At 67.6% G+C, this 15,298-nt stretch carries 21 protein-coding genes and 2 tRNA genes; 15 read left to right on the forward strand and 8 right to left on the reverse strand.

Annotated features, from left to right (window positions below; genetic code table 11):
- Position 1: 1 nt before the first annotated feature.
- Positions 2-760: a hypothetical protein gene (locus tag ACCO44_RS08130; RefSeq protein ID WP_372469208.1), complete on the forward strand. Its 759-nt coding sequence runs from the start codon at positions 2-4 to the stop codon at positions 758-760.
- Positions 750-917, forward strand: coding sequence for a hypothetical protein (locus tag ACCO44_RS08135; RefSeq protein WP_372469209.1), 168 nt, complete (start codon positions 750-752; stop codon positions 915-917). The genes ACCO44_RS08130 and ACCO44_RS08135 overlap by 11 nt, the downstream gene beginning before the upstream one ends.
- Before the next feature lie 148 nt (positions 918-1,065).
- Here the strand turns inward: ACCO44_RS08135 and ACCO44_RS08140 are convergent, their stop codons facing one another.
- Positions 1,066-1,368 (reverse strand): hypothetical protein, encoded by a 303-nt coding sequence (locus ACCO44_RS08140; RefSeq protein ID WP_372469210.1) that lies wholly within the window; start codon positions 1,366-1,368, stop codon positions 1,066-1,068.
- 59 nt (positions 1,369-1,427) lie between these two features.
- Here ACCO44_RS08140 and ACCO44_RS08145 point away from each other — a divergent pair, with 59 nt between their 5' ends.
- Positions 1,428-1,781 (forward strand): hypothetical protein, encoded by a 354-nt coding sequence (locus tag ACCO44_RS08145; RefSeq protein WP_372469211.1) that lies wholly within the window; start codon positions 1,428-1,430, stop codon positions 1,779-1,781.
- 166 nt (positions 1,782-1,947) lie between these two features.
- Here the strand turns inward: ACCO44_RS08145 and ACCO44_RS08150 are convergent, their stop codons facing one another.
- From ACCO44_RS08150 to ACCO44_RS08160, 3 genes are read right to left on the reverse strand one after another with little or no spacing between them, the layout of a single operon-like run.
- Positions 1,948-2,604 (reverse strand): hypothetical protein, encoded by a 657-nt coding sequence (locus ACCO44_RS08150; protein WP_372469212.1) that lies wholly within the window; start codon positions 2,602-2,604, stop codon positions 1,948-1,950.
- Positions 2,605-2,631: 27 nt separating this feature from the next.
- A complete protein-coding gene (locus ACCO44_RS08155; protein ID WP_372469213.1) occupies positions 2,632-3,141 on the reverse strand; it encodes a hypothetical protein in 510 nt (169 codons plus the stop codon).
- Between the two features lie 10 nt (positions 3,142-3,151).
- Positions 3,152-3,859: a hypothetical protein gene (locus ACCO44_RS08160; RefSeq protein ID WP_372469214.1), complete on the reverse strand. Its 708-nt coding sequence runs from the start codon at positions 3,857-3,859 to the stop codon at positions 3,152-3,154.
- Here ACCO44_RS08160 and ACCO44_RS08165 point away from each other — a divergent pair, their 5' ends adjacent.
- The 10 genes from ACCO44_RS08165 to ACCO44_RS08210 all read left to right on the forward strand — a co-directional run bounded on the left by ACCO44_RS08165 (position 3,860) and on the right by ACCO44_RS08210 (position 12,367).
- Positions 3,860-4,009 (forward strand): DUF4244 domain-containing protein, encoded by a 150-nt coding sequence (locus tag ACCO44_RS08165; RefSeq protein ID WP_372469215.1) that lies wholly within the window; start codon positions 3,860-3,862, stop codon positions 4,007-4,009.
- Complete coding sequence (locus tag ACCO44_RS08170) at positions 4,009-4,374, forward strand: TadE family type IV pilus minor pilin (protein ID WP_372469216.1); 366 nt, start codon at positions 4,009-4,011, stop codon at positions 4,372-4,374. The genes ACCO44_RS08165 and ACCO44_RS08170 overlap by 1 nt, the downstream gene beginning before the upstream one ends.
- Positions 4,374-4,703, forward strand: a complete 330-nt coding sequence (locus ACCO44_RS08175) for a helicase (RefSeq protein WP_105711357.1) — start codon at positions 4,374-4,376, stop codon at positions 4,701-4,703. Before ACCO44_RS08170 ends, ACCO44_RS08175 begins: the two co-directional genes overlap by 1 nt.
- Positions 4,704-4,780: 77 nt before the next feature.
- A complete protein-coding gene (topA, locus tag ACCO44_RS08180; protein ID WP_372469217.1) occupies positions 4,781-7,654 on the forward strand; it encodes a type I DNA topoisomerase in 2,874 nt (957 codons plus the stop codon).
- Positions 7,651-8,280: a dTMP kinase gene (gene tmk, locus ACCO44_RS08185; protein ID WP_105711355.1), complete on the forward strand. Its 630-nt coding sequence runs from the start codon at positions 7,651-7,653 to the stop codon at positions 8,278-8,280. The genes topA and tmk overlap by 4 nt, the downstream gene beginning before the upstream one ends.
- Positions 8,281-8,336: 56 nt before the next feature.
- On the forward strand, positions 8,337-9,494 hold the full coding sequence (locus tag ACCO44_RS08190) for a DNA polymerase III subunit delta' (RefSeq protein ID WP_372469218.1): 1,158 nt from the start codon (positions 8,337-8,339) through the stop codon (positions 9,492-9,494).
- Positions 9,491-11,047 carry an alpha/beta hydrolase gene (locus ACCO44_RS08195; RefSeq protein ID WP_372469219.1) on the forward strand — a complete coding sequence of 519 codons (1,557 nt, stop codon included), beginning with the start codon at positions 9,491-9,493 and terminating at the stop codon, positions 11,045-11,047. Before ACCO44_RS08190 ends, ACCO44_RS08195 begins: the two co-directional genes overlap by 4 nt.
- A gap of 69 nt (positions 11,048-11,116) precedes the next feature.
- Positions 11,117-11,189, forward strand: a tRNA-Thr gene (locus tag ACCO44_RS08200).
- 66 nt (positions 11,190-11,255) lie between these two features.
- A complete protein-coding gene (locus ACCO44_RS08205) occupies positions 11,256-11,837 on the forward strand; it encodes an isochorismatase family protein (RefSeq protein ID WP_262001257.1) in 582 nt (193 codons plus the stop codon).
- Complete coding sequence (locus ACCO44_RS08210) at positions 11,834-12,367, forward strand: DUF1697 domain-containing protein (protein ID WP_372469220.1); 534 nt, start codon at positions 11,834-11,836, stop codon at positions 12,365-12,367. Before ACCO44_RS08205 ends, ACCO44_RS08210 begins: the two co-directional genes overlap by 4 nt.
- A 53-nt stretch (positions 12,368-12,420) precedes the next feature.
- Here the strand turns inward: ACCO44_RS08210 and ACCO44_RS08215 are convergent, their stop codons facing one another.
- Positions 12,421-12,636 carry a hypothetical protein gene (locus tag ACCO44_RS08215; protein ID WP_029262792.1) on the reverse strand — a complete coding sequence of 72 codons (216 nt, stop codon included), beginning with the start codon at positions 12,634-12,636 and terminating at the stop codon, positions 12,421-12,423.
- A gap of 25 nt (positions 12,637-12,661) precedes the next feature.
- Between ACCO44_RS08215 and ACCO44_RS08220 the strand changes: the two genes are divergently transcribed.
- Positions 12,662-13,177 (forward strand): CGNR zinc finger domain-containing protein, encoded by a 516-nt coding sequence (locus ACCO44_RS08220; protein ID WP_372469221.1) that lies wholly within the window; start codon positions 12,662-12,664, stop codon positions 13,175-13,177.
- 9 nt (positions 13,178-13,186) lie between these two features.
- Here the strand turns inward: ACCO44_RS08220 and ACCO44_RS08225 are convergent, their stop codons facing one another.
- Entirely contained in the window at positions 13,187-13,732 is a 546-nt protein-coding gene (locus ACCO44_RS08225) for a type 1 glutamine amidotransferase domain-containing protein (protein WP_105711349.1), read from the reverse strand.
- Between the two features lie 175 nt (positions 13,733-13,907).
- Between ACCO44_RS08225 and ACCO44_RS08230 the strand changes: the two genes are divergently transcribed.
- Positions 13,908-14,372, forward strand: coding sequence for a hypothetical protein (locus ACCO44_RS08230; protein WP_372469222.1), 465 nt, complete (start codon positions 13,908-13,910; stop codon positions 14,370-14,372).
- A 28-nt stretch (positions 14,373-14,400) separates the two neighbouring features.
- Here the strand turns inward: ACCO44_RS08230 and ACCO44_RS08235 are convergent.
- Both ACCO44_RS08235 and ACCO44_RS08240 read right to left on the reverse strand, forming a co-directional pair.
- Positions 14,401-14,473: transfer RNA gene (locus tag ACCO44_RS08235), tRNA-Lys, on the reverse strand.
- 134 nt (positions 14,474-14,607) lie between these two features.
- Entirely contained in the window at positions 14,608-15,270 is a 663-nt protein-coding gene (locus ACCO44_RS08240) for a fasciclin domain-containing protein (protein WP_029262788.1), read from the reverse strand.
- Positions 15,271-15,298: the final 28 nt, after the last annotated feature.

Genomic DNA, 15,298 nt, shown 5'->3' on the forward strand with positions numbered 1-15,298 from the left:
CATGGCAATCATCAGCGAAAACATCTCAGGCGTCTTGCTCAACGTCCCGGACGACCTCCCCGCCCCCAAGACTCGAAAGGCGATCCAGCGTGCGGTCGCCTCCAAGCTGGCGCGCCAGGCGGCACAGGGAACCTTCGGCGACGCAGTCGATCGGCGTCGCAAGCTCGACGGGATCATCGCCGACGAGTACGGCGCGATTCTCGACAACGATCCCGATGCCGACCTCCCGGATGCACGTCCCCGAGTAACGGCAGCGAAGGCCGAAGTCGAAGACGCACGTCGAGATCTCGACGTGCGGATCAACGTCGAGCAACGCGCGGCACAGAAGGTCCGTAAGGCAGTGGCGGAAGAGCTTCCGTTGCTCGCTCGTACGGCACTTGCCGAGGGCGACACGGCTCTCGCGATGCTCTCAGCGGTGCTGGAAGATGCGATCGCTGCGCGTGACGCTCTTTGGTCTTCGATCGGTGTCGGTCGAATGGCCGCGCGACTCGCGGAAGAGCCCGGCGCTCCGATCGCGATTCAGCACAAGGCCTACGGGTACACCTTCGATCTTGAGGCAGTGATCGAGGGGCTCCACGAGTCGCTTGCGAAGGCAAGCGCCGAGCTCACGGAGCTACGCGGCGACGCGCGGCTCTCCACGGGCAAGAAGACCCGGAAGCCGCGAAAGGCCGCCAGCGAGGCACACAGCCCCGCACAGACGGCAGCCACGCCCGATCCCGCTCTCGGCAACCTCACGATCGGCGAGGACGATGACGACTGACATGCGCGACCCAGAAGAGATCGACCGCGACTTCATGGTGAGCGAGATGTCCATCCCCCCGGTCCCGTACGACGCCCGTCGCGAGATGCTCCGCATCATCGACAAATGCCTCGACCTTCTCGACCGCATCATCGACCAAAACGGGCTGCGCTCATGACCGTCAACCAGCGCGCTCAGTCGCCTTTCAATGCCGACAAGAAGGAGTTCACCCCATGAGCACAGCATCCGACCGGGCAGCCGCGTTTCTGTCCGAAAACACGAACCGGCGCTCGGTACCGTCTCGTACGGCTGGAGCGATCACAGCATCAGGTAAGGCCGCGGCCTTCCTCTCCGACAGTGGAGCCGCGCCCGAACGCGCGGGCGAGACACGCGACGAGACAGGCGACTATGCACGGCTCCGCGAGCTCATCGAGCGAGACGCGCTCACCGACGACGAAGAGAGAGAGTTCTCCGCGCTCGCTGGGAAGCGGCGCGCCGGCACTCTCGAGGGTCAGCCCCGCCGCACCGTCTATCGGCGGCGTAGCGTCGCCGGCGAACAGAGCGAAGCGGGCCGCGCCGACGCCGCGCCGACCGCGAGCGAACAGGCCGCCCGCGCTCTTCGAGGGCATCTGTAATGCGTAGCTCACGCATGGGGGCGATCCCGTCCGACCTCGGCCCCCTGATCGACATGCTCCGTGACTACGGCGACAGGATCCAGAGCCTCGAAGCGCCGTCGGGAGAGACGGTTAATGCGACGGTGTCTCGGCTGACGAAAGTCGTCGCGGATCTCTCGGTGCTCGTCAACAACATCGAGGCGACGCTCACCGCATTCATCGAGAACGACGTGAACGACATTGTCGATGCACGGATAGCGATCGCTCTCGCGTCGTACTTCTCTGGCTCGATAGCGATCGGCGGGAATCTCCTCGTCAACGGTACGGTGCAACTCCCCGGCGCCAGGCTTACTGATCTCTCGATAGCGGAAGACCGCACGGTCGCATGGCTCGCCGGGGCCGGCGACGATCGGCTCGGCCACACATGACCGTCGCCGTGTGCAAGGTCGACCGGAGCACGGCGACGGGCTCGCTCGTCGTCTGCACGTGCGGCCTTGTGCTCGGCCCGTTCATGAATCATGAGCGGGCCGTCCAGGTCGCTCGGTCACACCGGCAGATCCACGCAACGGACAGAGACGGCGCGCGTACGCGGGGTCACTGACTCCGGCTGAGAACGGCGTACGCGCGTTCATAGCTATCGAGCGCGGATAGGTATTTCGCGGCTTCACCACGAACGTCCTCGACGACGGCGCGCGCGGCGCGAAGAATGGATATCCGACCCGACCCGGGAAGCGGCTCAATGTCGACGCCCAGCAACAGCGCTTGGGTCGCGACTTGGACCGCGTGGAAATCCGCTGAACGGCGGACCAGAGGGTGGCGCTCGATCGCGCTGTAAACAGTGTTGCTTAGGCTCATGGTCAGATGATCCAACTCCGGGTAGTCCCGATCCAACGTGGCGAGCGCGGCAATCTCATCGTTGTCTGGCAACGCATCTGTGAGCATGACGAGGTCGAGCCTTCGAACAGCATCCCGCACAGCCCAAGCGCCCTCCCTCCAGAACGCTAGTTCTGCCTCTCGTGTCATCGGGTGAGCTGTGGCGTGGATGAGTGGTCGAACGTGGTTCCACTGCCGCTCCGCGAGTAGGCGGCGCTCGCGCTTTGTTGCCTGTGTCTGCACGACCCACAAGCCCACACCGACGAGAGCACCGACGACGGCGGTATTCACGAGATCCGGAAGGAACTGGCTCCAGTCCGCCGGCCACCAGGCCAAATGCGCCCACGGGCCTTCGACATCGAACGAAACGATCTGCACGCGGCTGAGCCTATCGGCCGCAGTTCCTCAATCAGAGACGGGGATCCTGGCTAGCATCGCGTCGAGCTCGTCATCGATCAGGGTGCGCGACTTCACTTCGGCGACGAAGGCCGTCGGGGCGTCAAGGCCGAGAAGACGAGCCTCGCGCGAGTGGATGTCGAGCAACAGTCGGGCCGCATCCTTGTCGAGCTTCCCCGCGGTTGCTGCCTGCGCCAGCGCGGCTTGAGCGAGGCGCGACAACTCGTCGAGCTCGGCAATCTGTCGCTCTCGCGCCGTCACTGCATTCGCTTCGAGGAAGGGGCGCATGCGGTCGCGGTAGGCATCGAGCCGCGCCTTCACCTGCGGTTCGCTCAGCCTGTGCCCGAGTCCGCCCTCGGCGACCGGCAGATCCGAGCGGCGAGAAATCTCGGCGAAGCTCAGGCGCTGCCGCCAGGCGTCGTACGCCCACTCTTGTTCGCGAAGGACGCGGACGGCGATCAACTCGCTCTGTCGACTCATGGGGACCCCGATCAATGCCATTTCGGGGGGCGTACTCATCTTATGTTGTTCAGCCGACCTTCGGGGCTTGGCTGACCCCCCACTCGACAAGTCGCTCTATGAGGGCACGAACGCTGTCAATGTAGTCTGCGGCGCCTTGCCCGTCGACCTTCGCGGTTCGTTCAGTGACGTCGATCGCGAGCTTCCGTGCTTCGCGGATATCTGCCGCGAGATCGTCAGGTAGCGAGAGCGCGTCAAGGGTTGGCTCGACCCCTGCCAGCGGACCGCGTTGCCCGCTGGTTGACCCAACGAGAAACGCGATCAAGCGGACCGCCTGCTTGAGATCCGCGTACGTCGTGCCGACTATCTCAGCCCCGAGTCGGGCGGAGGTCGTGTCAGTGTTGTACTTGCTGCGGCGAAGTCGATCGATGACGATACGGCCGTAGAAGCGAATCGTCCGATCGGGCGTCGGAGTTGCATCCTCGACGAGGGGGTCGGGATCCCCTGATGATGCTGCAACGCCGTGCTGAGTGGAAACTGGGTCGCGTTCTTCGACCGCATCGTCGCGGTGCGGCGCAGTCTCTTGCTTGAGGTTCCGGGAGCGCTGGTTGCCACGCTTCACGGTGGCGCTACCCCAGCCGGCTTCTTCCGCGTCTGAAATGAAGGCGTAAATGGGCTTTCGAAACGCGAAAATAAGCGTCGCTACTAGAAGCGGCCACACGATGTGCCCAACAACATCGGACACGACGTTCCAACCCTCGATAGTCATCACGCACATGTGGATGACACTACCGTTCGCCATTTCTGCTTTAACTCGGCCACAGTTGCCGCCGTGGCGTTCGCAGGGCTCCTGGTCGTCATCATGCGATCCGACGAGGTTCGCGGCATCCTGACCGATCTCGTCCGGCGAGCCCTCACCGTGTCGTGATGCGCCCCCGGAGGAGCGGCGCCGGTCGCGCCGGGGCGGGGGAGCGAGGCTCCGTCGCCACAGAACTCGCTCTCGGGCTGCCCGCCGTGGTGCTGGCGCTCCTGCTCGGTGCGGGCGCGCTCGGCGCGGCATCGCGCCAGGTGGCGCTGCAGGACGCATCGGCGGATGCGGCCCGTCTCCTCGGCCGCGGCGAGGGGGCGGACGCCGCCCAGCGCGTGGTGGGCACGGCCGTCCCCGGCGCAGGGATCTCGTCTTCACACTCGGGTGATCTCGTGTGCGTCACGGCAACCTTCGAGGCCTCGATCGGCGCGCTGGTGCGGCTGCCCCTCCGGGCGTCGAGCTGCGCGCTCGACGGAGGCCGCTGATGGCGGGCACGGCGGTGGCCGCGGGGGTCCTGGTGGTCGCCGCGGCGCTGTCTCTCGGGCTGGCCGCCGTCGGCGGAGCGGCGGTGACGGCGCAGCGCGCGGCCGGGGCGGCCGATGCCGCGGCGCTCGCCGCAGCCGATGCCGCGAGCGGTGCCGTGCCGACCGCAGCGGAGCCGTGTGCGCTCGCCGCGCGGGTCGCGGAGGCGGCGGGCGCGGCGCTCACCGGCTGCTCTCTCGAGGGCTTCGTGGCGACCGTGGAGGTGCAGGCGGCGTACGCTGGACTCGCAGCCGTCTCCCGAGCCCGTGCCGGGCCACCCGAGGGACAGTGACGGCCGTGCGACCTCACTCACTGTGAACGACCCCACACAGTGGTGTGTATGGTGTGCTTCGAAGAAAGGACGCACCCTTGGCTGAAGGCAAGAAGCTCGTCATCGTCGAGTCCCCGACGAAGATGCGGTCTATTCAGGGATACCTCGGCGACGGCTATGAGGTACTCAGCTCCGTCGGCCATATCCGCGACCTCGCTGACAAGAAGGACATCCCGGCTGCCGACAAGCAGGCCTACGGGAAGTACTCCATCGACATCGACAACGGGTTCGACCCGTACTACGTCGTCTCCGATCGCAAGACGAAGACGGTCGCAGAACTCAAGCGCGCACTGAAGAGCGCCGACGAGCTCCTGCTCGCCACTGATGAGGACCGCGAAGGCGAGGCGATCGCCTGGCACCTGCTCGAGACGCTCAAGCCCAAGGTCCCCGTCAAGCGCATGGTGTTCCACGAGATCACCAAGGACGCGATCCAGGCGGCAGTCGGCAACACGCGTGAGCTCGACCACGACCTCGTCGACGCGCAGGAGACCCGCCGCATCCTCGACCGCCTGTACGGCTGGGACGTCTCGCCTGTCCTCTGGTACAAGGTCAAGACCGGCATCTCGGCCGGACGCGTGCAGTCCGCCGCGACCCGCCTCATCGTCGACCGCGAGCGTGAGCGCATGGCGTTCACCTCGGCCGAGTACTGGGACGTCGACGCTCAGGCAGCCGCGACCGGCACGTCGTTCAAGATCCGCCTCGTGCGTGTCGACGGCGGCCAGCTCGCCCGCGGCACCGACTTCGACGATGACGGAAAGCTCAAGAAGGCCGTCGTCATCCTCGATGAGGCCACCGCTGCCGCGCTCGCCGAGGCGGTCGACGCCGTCGGCGCCGGCAGCGTCACCAAGGTCGAAGCCAAGCCGGGCACACGCAGCCCCTATGCGCCGTTCACCACCTCCACGATGCAGCAGGAGGCGGGCCGCAAGCTCTCGATGGGTGCCAAGCAGGCGATGGGCGTGGCCCAGCGGCTGTACGAAAAGGGCTACATCACTTATATGCGTACCGACTCCACGTCGCTGAGCACCCAGGCGGTGCAGGCGGCGCGGAGCCAGGCGGTGGCCCTCTACGGCGACGCCGCGGTGCCGCTGAAGCCGCGCGTGTACAAGTCCAAGAGCAAGAACGCGCAGGAGGCGCACGAGGCGATCCGTCCCTCGGGAGACACCTTCCGCACGCCCGCCTCTCTCTCGTCCGAGCTCGACCGCGACGAGCAGCGCCTCTACGACCTCATCTGGAAGCGCACGGTCGCCAGCCAGATGTCCGACGCCAAGTACGAGACCACCACGGTCACGATCGCCGTCGACGCCGCGGGGAAGAAGGCCGAGTTCACGGCTTCCGGAACCGTCTACACCTTCAAGGGCTTCCTGGAGGCCTACGAAGAGGGCCGCGACGAGAAGCGCGGCGACGCGGATGCTACCGAGAACCAGTCGCTCCCCGCCGTCGCCGTCGGAGATCAGCTCGCGGTGTCGGATGCGGAGGCCAAGGGGCACCGCACCACGCCGAAGCCGCGCTACACCGAGGCGTCGCTCGTGAAGGTCCTCGAAGAGAAGGGCATCGGCCGTCCCTCGACCTTCGCCTCGATCCCCGAGACCATTCTCGACCGCGGTTATGCGGTCAAGCGCGGACAGGCACTCGTGCCGACGTGGCTCGCGTTCAGCGTGGTCCGGCTGCTCGAGGAGCACTTCGCCGAGCTGGTCGACTACGACTTCACCGCTGCGCTCGAGGACGACCTCGACACGATCGCCCGGGGCGAGCAGAACCGCGTGGAATGGCTCAAGTCGTTCTACTTCGGGTCCGACTCACACGTCGGCCTCCGCCAGGTCGTCGACAACCTCGGCGAGATCGACGCGCGTGCCCTCAACTCCACCCGCATCACGGACACCGCCACGCTGCGCTTCGGCAAGTACGGCCCGTACCTCGAGGTCGCCGACCCGGAGAACCCCGACGCCAAGCCTCGCATCGTCAATGTGCCGGAAGACCTCGCGCCCGACGAGCTGACCGCCGAGAAGGCGCAGGAGCTCATCGACGCTCCCGTCGCGGGCGACCGTGTGCTCGGGGAGAACCCGGAGAACGGCAAGATCGTCGTCGTCAAGGACGGCCGGTTCGGACCGTATGTCCAGGAGAACGACCCGGTGTCCGAGGACGCAGCGGTCGACGAGACGACCGGCGAGGTCGTCGAGGCCCCGAAGCCGAAGCGCGGAGCGAAGAAGGAGGCGGCCCCGAAGCCGCGTACCGCATCGCTGTTCCGCTCGATGTCGGTCGACACGATCGAGCTCGACACCGCGCTGCAGCTCCTGAGCCTGCCGCGTGTCGTGGGCGTCGACCCGGAATCGGGAGACGAGATCACGGCCCAGAACGGCCGCTTCGGTCCGTACCTGAAGAAGGGCACCGACTCGCGGTCGCTCGAGAGCGAATCGCAGATCTTCGACGTCACGCTCGAGCAGGCGCTGGAGATCTACTCCCAGCCGAAGTACGGTGCCGGTCGTCGTGCATCCAGCGCACTCGCCGAGTTCGAGGCCGACCCCGTCAGCGGTAAGCCGATCCGCATCCGCGACGGCCGGTTCGGTGCCTACGTGACCGATGGCGAGACGAACGTGACGATTCCGCGCGGCCAGACGGTCGAGGACATCACATTCGAGATCGCCGTGCAGATGCTCGCCGACAAGCGTGCCAAGGGCCCGGCTCCGAAGCGCGGTGCGGCCAAGAAGGCGCCCGCCAAGAAGGCGCCGGCCAAGAAGGCCGCCGCCAAGAAGCCCGCAGCCAAGACGGCGGCCAAGTCGACGACCGCGAAGAAGGCCCCCGCGAAGAAGACCACGGCGGCGACGTCGGCCGCACGGTCGGCTGCGGCGAAGAAGGCTGCAGCCACCCGTGCGGCGAACGCCGCCGCGAAGGCAGCGGAGAAGGCGAGCTCGTGACTCCAGGTCACGGGGTGTGGATCACGCTCGAAGGCGGAGACGGCTCTGGCAAGACCACGCAGTCGAATCTGCTCGCGGAGTGGCTCGAAGGCACCGGGCGCACTGTCGTGCGCACGCGCGAACCCGGTGGTTCCGAGGTCGGGCAGCTCATCCGCGACATCGTGCTGCATCATCGAGGTGACATCGCGCCGCGCGCCGAGGCGTTGCTCTACGCGGCCGACCGCGCGCACCACGTGGCGACGGTCGTGCGACCCGCACTCGACCGCGGGGATGTCGTGCTGCAGGATCGCTACCTCGACTCGTCCGTGGCGTACCAGGGTGCCGGCCGTGTGCTCGATGCGACCGAGATCCGCGAGCTTTCGCTCTGGGCGGCCGAAGGCGCGCTGCCCGACCTGACCGTGCTGCTCGACCTCGACCCCGCTGCGGCCCGCACCCGCCTCGACTCCGCCGACAAGCCGTTCGACCGGCTGGAAGCAGAACAGGCGGAGTTCCACGGGCGCGTCCGCGACGCGTACCTGGCCCTCGCGGCGGCCGAGCCCGAGAGGTTCCTCGTCCTCGACGCCGCCGCAGCGCCGACGGTGATCGCGGAGCAGATCCGTGCCCGGGTCGGCGCACTGCTCGGCTGACCTGTGCGAGCGACACCCATGCCGTCGGCGTCGGTGGTCGCGATTAGGCTGAGTGCATGCCCCGCACTGTTCCTCCTCCTTTCCCGTGGGCGGACGTGTGGGGGCAGGATGCTGCCGTCGACACGCTCCGTGCGGCGGCATCCGATCCGGGTGCGCTCTCGCATGCCTGGCTGATCACCGGCCCGCCCGGATCCGGCCGTTCGACTCTCGCGTACGCGTTCGCGGCCGCTCTGGTCGCCGACCACCCCGAAGACGAGGCGGTGATGCGGCAGGTCTTCGCGGGCACCCATCCCGACGTCACGGCGCTCCGCACCGACAAGGTGATCATCACGATCGCCGAGGCCCGCGCTCTCGTGGAGCGCTCCTACTTCGCACCCTCCGCGGGTCGGTACCGTGTCATCGTCGTCGAGGACGCCGATCGCATGGTCGAACGCACCTCCAATGTGCTGCTGAAAGCACTCGAGGAGCCGCCCGAGCAGACGGTGTGGATCCTGTGCGCGCCCAGCGAGGCCGACCTGCTGCCGACGATCCGCTCCCGGGTCCGCTCGCTGCGACTGCGGGAGCCGGATGTCGCCGACGTGGCCCGGCTCATCACCCTGCGCACGGGGGCCGATGAGGCCGTCGCCGAGCAGGCGGCGCGGCATTCGCAGCGCCACATCGGGATGGCGCAGCGTCTCGCCACCGATGACGCGGCTCGGCGTCGGCGCGACGAGACCCTGCGGTCCGTCATCGGCGTCCGCGGTGTCGGCGATGCGGTCGATGTCGCGGGTCGGATCATCCAGGCCGCGACCGAAGACGCGAAGGCCCTCACGGCGGAGCGCGACGCGCAGGAGCGGGCTTCGCTCCTGCGCACGATCGGAATCGCCGAGGGGCAGGCCGTGCCGCCGGCATTGCGCACACAGCTCTCGGCGCTCGAAGACGATCAGAAGAAGCGCGCCACGCGCAGCCTGCGTGACGGCATCGACCGCGTGCTCACCGACCTGCAGTCGCTGTTCCGCGACGTGATCATGCTGCAGTTCGGCCGCGGCGACGATCTCATCAACCGCGAGCTGCGCCCCGAGCTGGAAGGCCTCGCGTCGGCCTGGCCTGAGGCCCGTACCCTTGTCGTACTTGACCACCTTGCCGAGACGCGGCAGTCGCTGGAGCGCAACGTCGCTCCGCTGCTCGCACTGGAGAGCTTGCTCGTGACGATCACGAGCGGGAGGAAACCGTGAACAACCGATCGACTTCCCGCTTCCGTCGCGCCGCCGCGGCCATCGCCGGCCTCGCCGCGGCATCCGTCGCCCTCTCGGGCTGTCTCTACGCGATGATCCCCGAGCAGTCGTCGCGGCCGGCGACGACCATCGTCCCCGACACCGACGGGGTCGCCGAAGATCTGCTGCCCTTCTATTCGCAGGAACTGGAGTGGACGGACTGCGGCCCCGGCTTCGACTGCACCGAGGTGACGGCGCCCCTCGACTGGGAGAACCCGGGGGCCGGTGACATCAGCCTGTCGGTGATCCGCCATCGCGCGCAGGGGACCCCCGTCGGCTCCCTGTTGACGAACCCGGGCGGACCCGGATCGAGCGGTGTGGAGCTCGTCCAGCGCAGCCTCGACTTCGCCGTCGGGCCCGATCTCATCGAGAACTACGACGTGATCGGCTTCGACCCGCGCGGAGTCGGGGGCTCGACCGCGGTGACCTGCTACGACGCACCGGAGATGGACGACTACCTCTACGGCATCCCGTCCGCCGCCCGTGGCACCGCGGAGTGGGAAGCCGAGCTGCTCGACGCGCACAAGTCGTTCGCCGAGGCATGCGAGGCGAACAGTGACGGCATCCTGCCGCACATCACGACGGTCAACTCCGCCCGCGACATGGACCTGATCCGCGCGGTGCTGGGCGACAAGCAGCTCAACTATCTCGGCTACTCCTACGGCACGTTCCTCGGCGCGACCTATGCCAAGCTCTACCCCGAGAAGGCCGGACGCCTGGTGCTCGATGGCGCGATCGATCCGGCGGTTCCGGGTCTCGAGGTCGGGGCGACTCAGGCTCTGGGCTTCGAGTCGGCGCTGCGCGCCTACATGCAGAACTGTCTCGACTCGGGGAACTGCCCCTTCAACGGCACAGTGGACGAGGCGATGGCTGATCTCGGGGCGCTGCTGGCGAGCGTCGACCGCACTCCGCTCGAGAACGGCGATGGGCGGATGATGGGCGCGGACTCCCTGCTGACGGGGATCATCGCCGCGCTCTACGCCCAGGAAAGCTGGGACATCCTCACCCAGGCCCTCGATGAGGCGCTGCAGGGAGACCCGACCACGGCGTTCCTGCTCGCCGACTATTACAACAAACGCGGCGATGACGGAATCTACACCGACAACTCCACCGAGGCCTTCCGTGCATACAACTGCATGGACTACCCGGTCGAGGACGACCCGGCCGCCGAAGCCGCGATCGAGGCCAAGATCGCCGAGGGCGCGCCGACCATCGCCCCGTACTGGACCGGACCGGACTCCTGCGAGGTCTGGCCCTACCCGCCGACCGGCACGCGGGGCGAGATCGCGGCTGAGGGTGCAGGACCCATCCTCGTGATCGGCACGACGAACGATCCGGCGACGCCGTACGAGTGGTCCGAGTCGCTGGCGGACCAGCTCGAAGAAGGGGTCCTGATCACCCGCGTCGGCGAGGGCCACACCGGTTACAACAAGGGCAACGTCTGTGTGGACGACGCCGTCGAAGCATTCCTGCTCGACGATGTGGTGCCCGAAGACGGCCTGCGCTGCGAGTGAGGCGGGCTCGATTCGCGACCGGGCACGAGACAGGGTAATATCGGTGATCGCGCCGCTCACGCGTCGCACGCCGCTTTAGCTCAGTCGGCAGAGCATTTCACTCGTAATGAAAAGGTCGTCAGTTCGATTCTGACAAGCGGCTCCGAAGGCCCCGTGATGTGAAGAACATCACGGGGCCTTTCCCGTTCCAGCGGCGTACCCTCGAATCATGAGCAGAGCGCTTCTGATCGTCGATGTGCAGAACGATTTCACGGAGGGTGGTGCACTCGCCGTGACGGGCGGTGATGCGGTGGCCGCTGCCGTCACGACATTCCTCGCCGCGCATGCCTCCGACTACGCGGTGATCATCGCGTCGCGGGACTGGCATGACGCGCAGGGAGACAACGGCGGACACTTCGCCGGCACGCCCGACTTCGTCGACTCCTGGCCCGTGCACTGCGTCGCGGGCACGGAAGGTGCCGACTACGACCCGCTCCTGGTGACGGATGCCGTGACGCACCATGTCCGCAAAGGGCAGGGCAAACCCGCGTACTCGATGTTCGAGGGGGAGACGGAGGCGGGTGAGACCGTCGGAGCGCTCCTCACTGCCGCGGGAGTGCTCAGTGCCGATGTGGTCGGCATCGCGACCGATCACTGCGTCCGGGCGTCCGCACTCGACGCGATCGCGCACGGCGTCCATGTACGGATTCTGACCGACCTCGTGGCCGGGGTGGCTCCGGAGCCGAGCGAAGCGGCCCTCGCAGAACTCGTGCACGCGGGTGCGGAATTGGTCGAGAGCACCGACGCGTGAACCGCAGCGTCCTGCTGCTTCGGGCTGTGAACGTCAGCGGACGCAACAGCGTGCCGATGGCACGGTTGCGAGAGGTGCTGGCGACCGACACTGATCTCGCCGACGTGTCGACCTACATCGCGAGCGGCAACATCGTCTGCGCGACGCCGAAGAACCCGGATGCCGCGTGCAGCGTCGTCCGCTCGCTCATCCATGAGGAGTTCGGGGTCGACACTCCGGTCATCCACCGAACGCACACGCAGTTGGTCGCGTCGGAGTCCGCTCAGCCCTTTCCCGAGGGTGACGTGAAGTTCGTGCACGCGATGTTCCTCGAGGGGACGCCCTCGGCGGGGGCGGTCGAGGCGCTGGAGGAGCGACGTCTGCCGGAGGAGCGTATCGCGCTGATCGGCAACGACCTGTGGATCGACTACGGGAGTGGTGGAGTGCACTCCACGAAGCTCACGAAGGGGGTGCTGGACCGTGCGCTGGGCGTGGCCGGGACCGCCCGCAACCTCCGGACGACGCGCACACTCATCGAGCTGACGGCGTGACGGCGTGACGGAGTGACGGAGTGACGGCGCCGGAGATCGTCGAGGCCTGAGTCTCAGCCCTGGACCCCGCCGGTCTCCGTGCTCAGCGCGGTCGGCGGCGTGTGCGGGTGCGACTGCAGGTCGACGCGGCGGGTGCCGCATCCCCCGCACCGCACGTAGAGGATGACGCCCTCACTCGTCGGATGCCGCGACTCGACGAGCCATGCGTGCTCATGGGACGCGGTTTCGGGCCGGATGCGGGGGATCGGGAGCGTGTTCTGCGAGGTCATGTACCCAGCGTGATGTAATGGTCTTATGCATCTCAACCCTTACGGCGAATATGCGGTGCTCCTGGCCGCCTCCCTCGTCAACGACTGGCCGGCCGACCGCGCCGGGATCGAGGAGCGCACCCTCGAGCTGGGCATGACGCAGACGTTCCCGCCGGCGGCCGATGATCATGAGCGGATCAAGACGGTCATCGACGACTGGCTCGCGATCGTCGACGAGTCTGACCCCGATGCCCGGGCTCTGCTGCTGAACGCCCAGCTCGCGGCCGCGGCCGCCTACCCGCGGCTCACGAACCACGACGGGGAGGGCTGGCACCTGCACTACCGCGATGACGTGCCGTCACTGCCCTACGTGTTGCGGGCGATCATCAGCCTCGGCACCTCGCTGCACCTCGTGACACGAGGGATGAGCAGGCTCGGCAGGTGTCAGGCCGCGCCGTGCACGAACGTCGTCGCGGACGTGACCCGCAACGGCCGTCAGCGCTTCTGCTCCGTGCGCTGTGCGAACCGCGCGGCCGTCCGACGGCACCGGGCGCGGGCCTGACACCGCTGCTCAGGCGGTCTGCCCGGAGTGCTTGCCCTCGCCGATCTCCTCGACGAGCTTCGCGTTGAAGGCGGGCAGGTCGTCGGGCGTGCGGCTGGAGACGAGGCCCTCGTCCACGACGACCTCCTCGTCGACCCAGGTCGCCCCCGCATTGCGGAGGTCGGTCGTCAGGCTTGGGTAGCTGGTGAGCGTCCGCCCGTCCACGACACCGGCCTCGATGAGGATCCAGGCGCCGTGGCAGATCACGCCCACGGGCTTGTGCTGCTCGAAGAAGGACCGCGCGAGGGCGATCGACGGCTTGTCGAGGCGCAGGTGGTCGGCGTTCACGACGCCGCCGGGAAGCACGAGCGCGTCGAATTGGTCGGCCGACGCGTCGGAGGCGAGGAGATCCACGGCCTGCTCGTGACCGTTCTTCCCGGTGATCGCGGCGCCGTCCGGGGCGATCAGCGTCGCGCTCGCGCCCTCGGCGGTCACCGCATCCCAGGGGCTGGTGAGCTCGCTGTCCTCGAATCCGTCCGTCGCCAGGAATGCCACTCGGTTGCCGGTGAGAGTCATGGTTCGTCGTCCTTTCGTGGAGGGTCGTCCGCGGGGAGCGGACGAGTAGACCCTCTCCCGGGACACCCGAATGTGGGAAGGGGGTGGCCTCTGCGAGGAGCCGGTGATACAGGAGAAGCCGTCGTCTCCGGAGCGCTCCCCTCGGATTCCGCTGCGGCGGCAGTAGCATCCAGACATGCGCGTTCGTCCTGCTCTCGTCCTCCTGCCGATGCTCGTTCTGCTCGCGGCCTGCGCCCCCGAGCCGGCTCCGAGCCCGTCGCCGTCGACGTCGTCGACCTCTGCGCCGACATCGCCCACTCCCACGCCGTCTGAGACCTCCGCGCCGACCCCGGACCCGACGGAGGCCGCCTCGGAATTCTCCGGTCCCCAGCTCGTGAATCTCTGCACCGAGAAGACGCGCAGCCTGGCACCGGACGCGACCTACTACGCCGACATGGCGACCACCGAGTGGCTTGCGGAGAAGTCCCTCTGGTTCGTCGTCATCCCCAAGACGCTGGACGGCCAGGACAGCGTCGCGGTGTGCGCGATCGGCGGTACCCCGAAAGCCCCGACGTTCGAACTCGAAGGCGAGACGCTGCCCAGTGGCGTGGCCGACATCCGCGCGGAGCTGCTGGCGGGCGAGCACGACGGCGAATCCTGAGACAGGTGCCGCCGCGCTCACCCTGCGGTGGGCCCCGTGGGGCTCGAACCCACGACCCGCGGATTAAAAGTCCGATGCTCTGCCAACTGAGCTAGAGGCCCCTGCTCAAAGTCTAGTGCGCACGACGAGGGGCCGTCGGCGACAGAACGTCGCCGACGGCCCCTTCTCCTTCCCGGGTGGCTCCCCCTACCCCGAGAAGGCCGCGTGCCGGGTCCTCCTCCCGGCCATCCCGTGCTTAGGAAGCCGGGGGCATCAGGACCGTGTCGATCAGGTACACGGTCGCGTTCGCGGTCTGCACTCCACCACAGACGACCTTGGCGTCGTTGACCATCCAGTCATCGCCGCTGCCGGTGACTTCGAGCTCGGCACCCTGGACCGTCTTGTGCATGCCCTCGATGTCGGCCGGCTCGATCTGGCCGGGGACCACGTGGTAGGTCAGGATCGAGCTCAGCGTCTCACTGTCGGTCTTGAGAGCCTCGATGGTGGCCGGGTCGATCTTCGCGAAGGCGTCATCCACCGGTGCGAACACGGTGAACTCGTCTCCGTTGAGCGTGTCGACGAGGTTCACGTCGGGGTTGAGCTGTCCGCTCACCGCTGCGACCAGCGTGGTCAGCATCGGGTTGTTGGATGCGGCGACGGCGACCGGGTCCTGGGACATGCCCTGGATCGATCCTGCGCCCTCCGGCACAGCTTCGGCGTAGGCGGCGCAACCGGGGCCCACGAGGTTCGCGGCCGGGTCCATCTCCTCCATCGGCGTCGACTCCGACGTCTCCGGAGTCTTGGGCTCGGTGGACTCCTCCGTGGTGCTGCCGCTGCCCATCGAACAGGCGGAGAGCAGGAACGCGCTCGCCAGGCCGAGGGTGATGGCTGCGGTGACCTTCTTCTTGGTGCTGAACATGTCGAGCTCCTTCAGAACTGAGCCACGG

Origin of the sequence: Microbacterium maritypicum (assembly GCF_041529975.1) — a bacterium.
Lineage (GTDB): Bacteria > Actinomycetota > Actinomycetes > Actinomycetales > Microbacteriaceae > Microbacterium.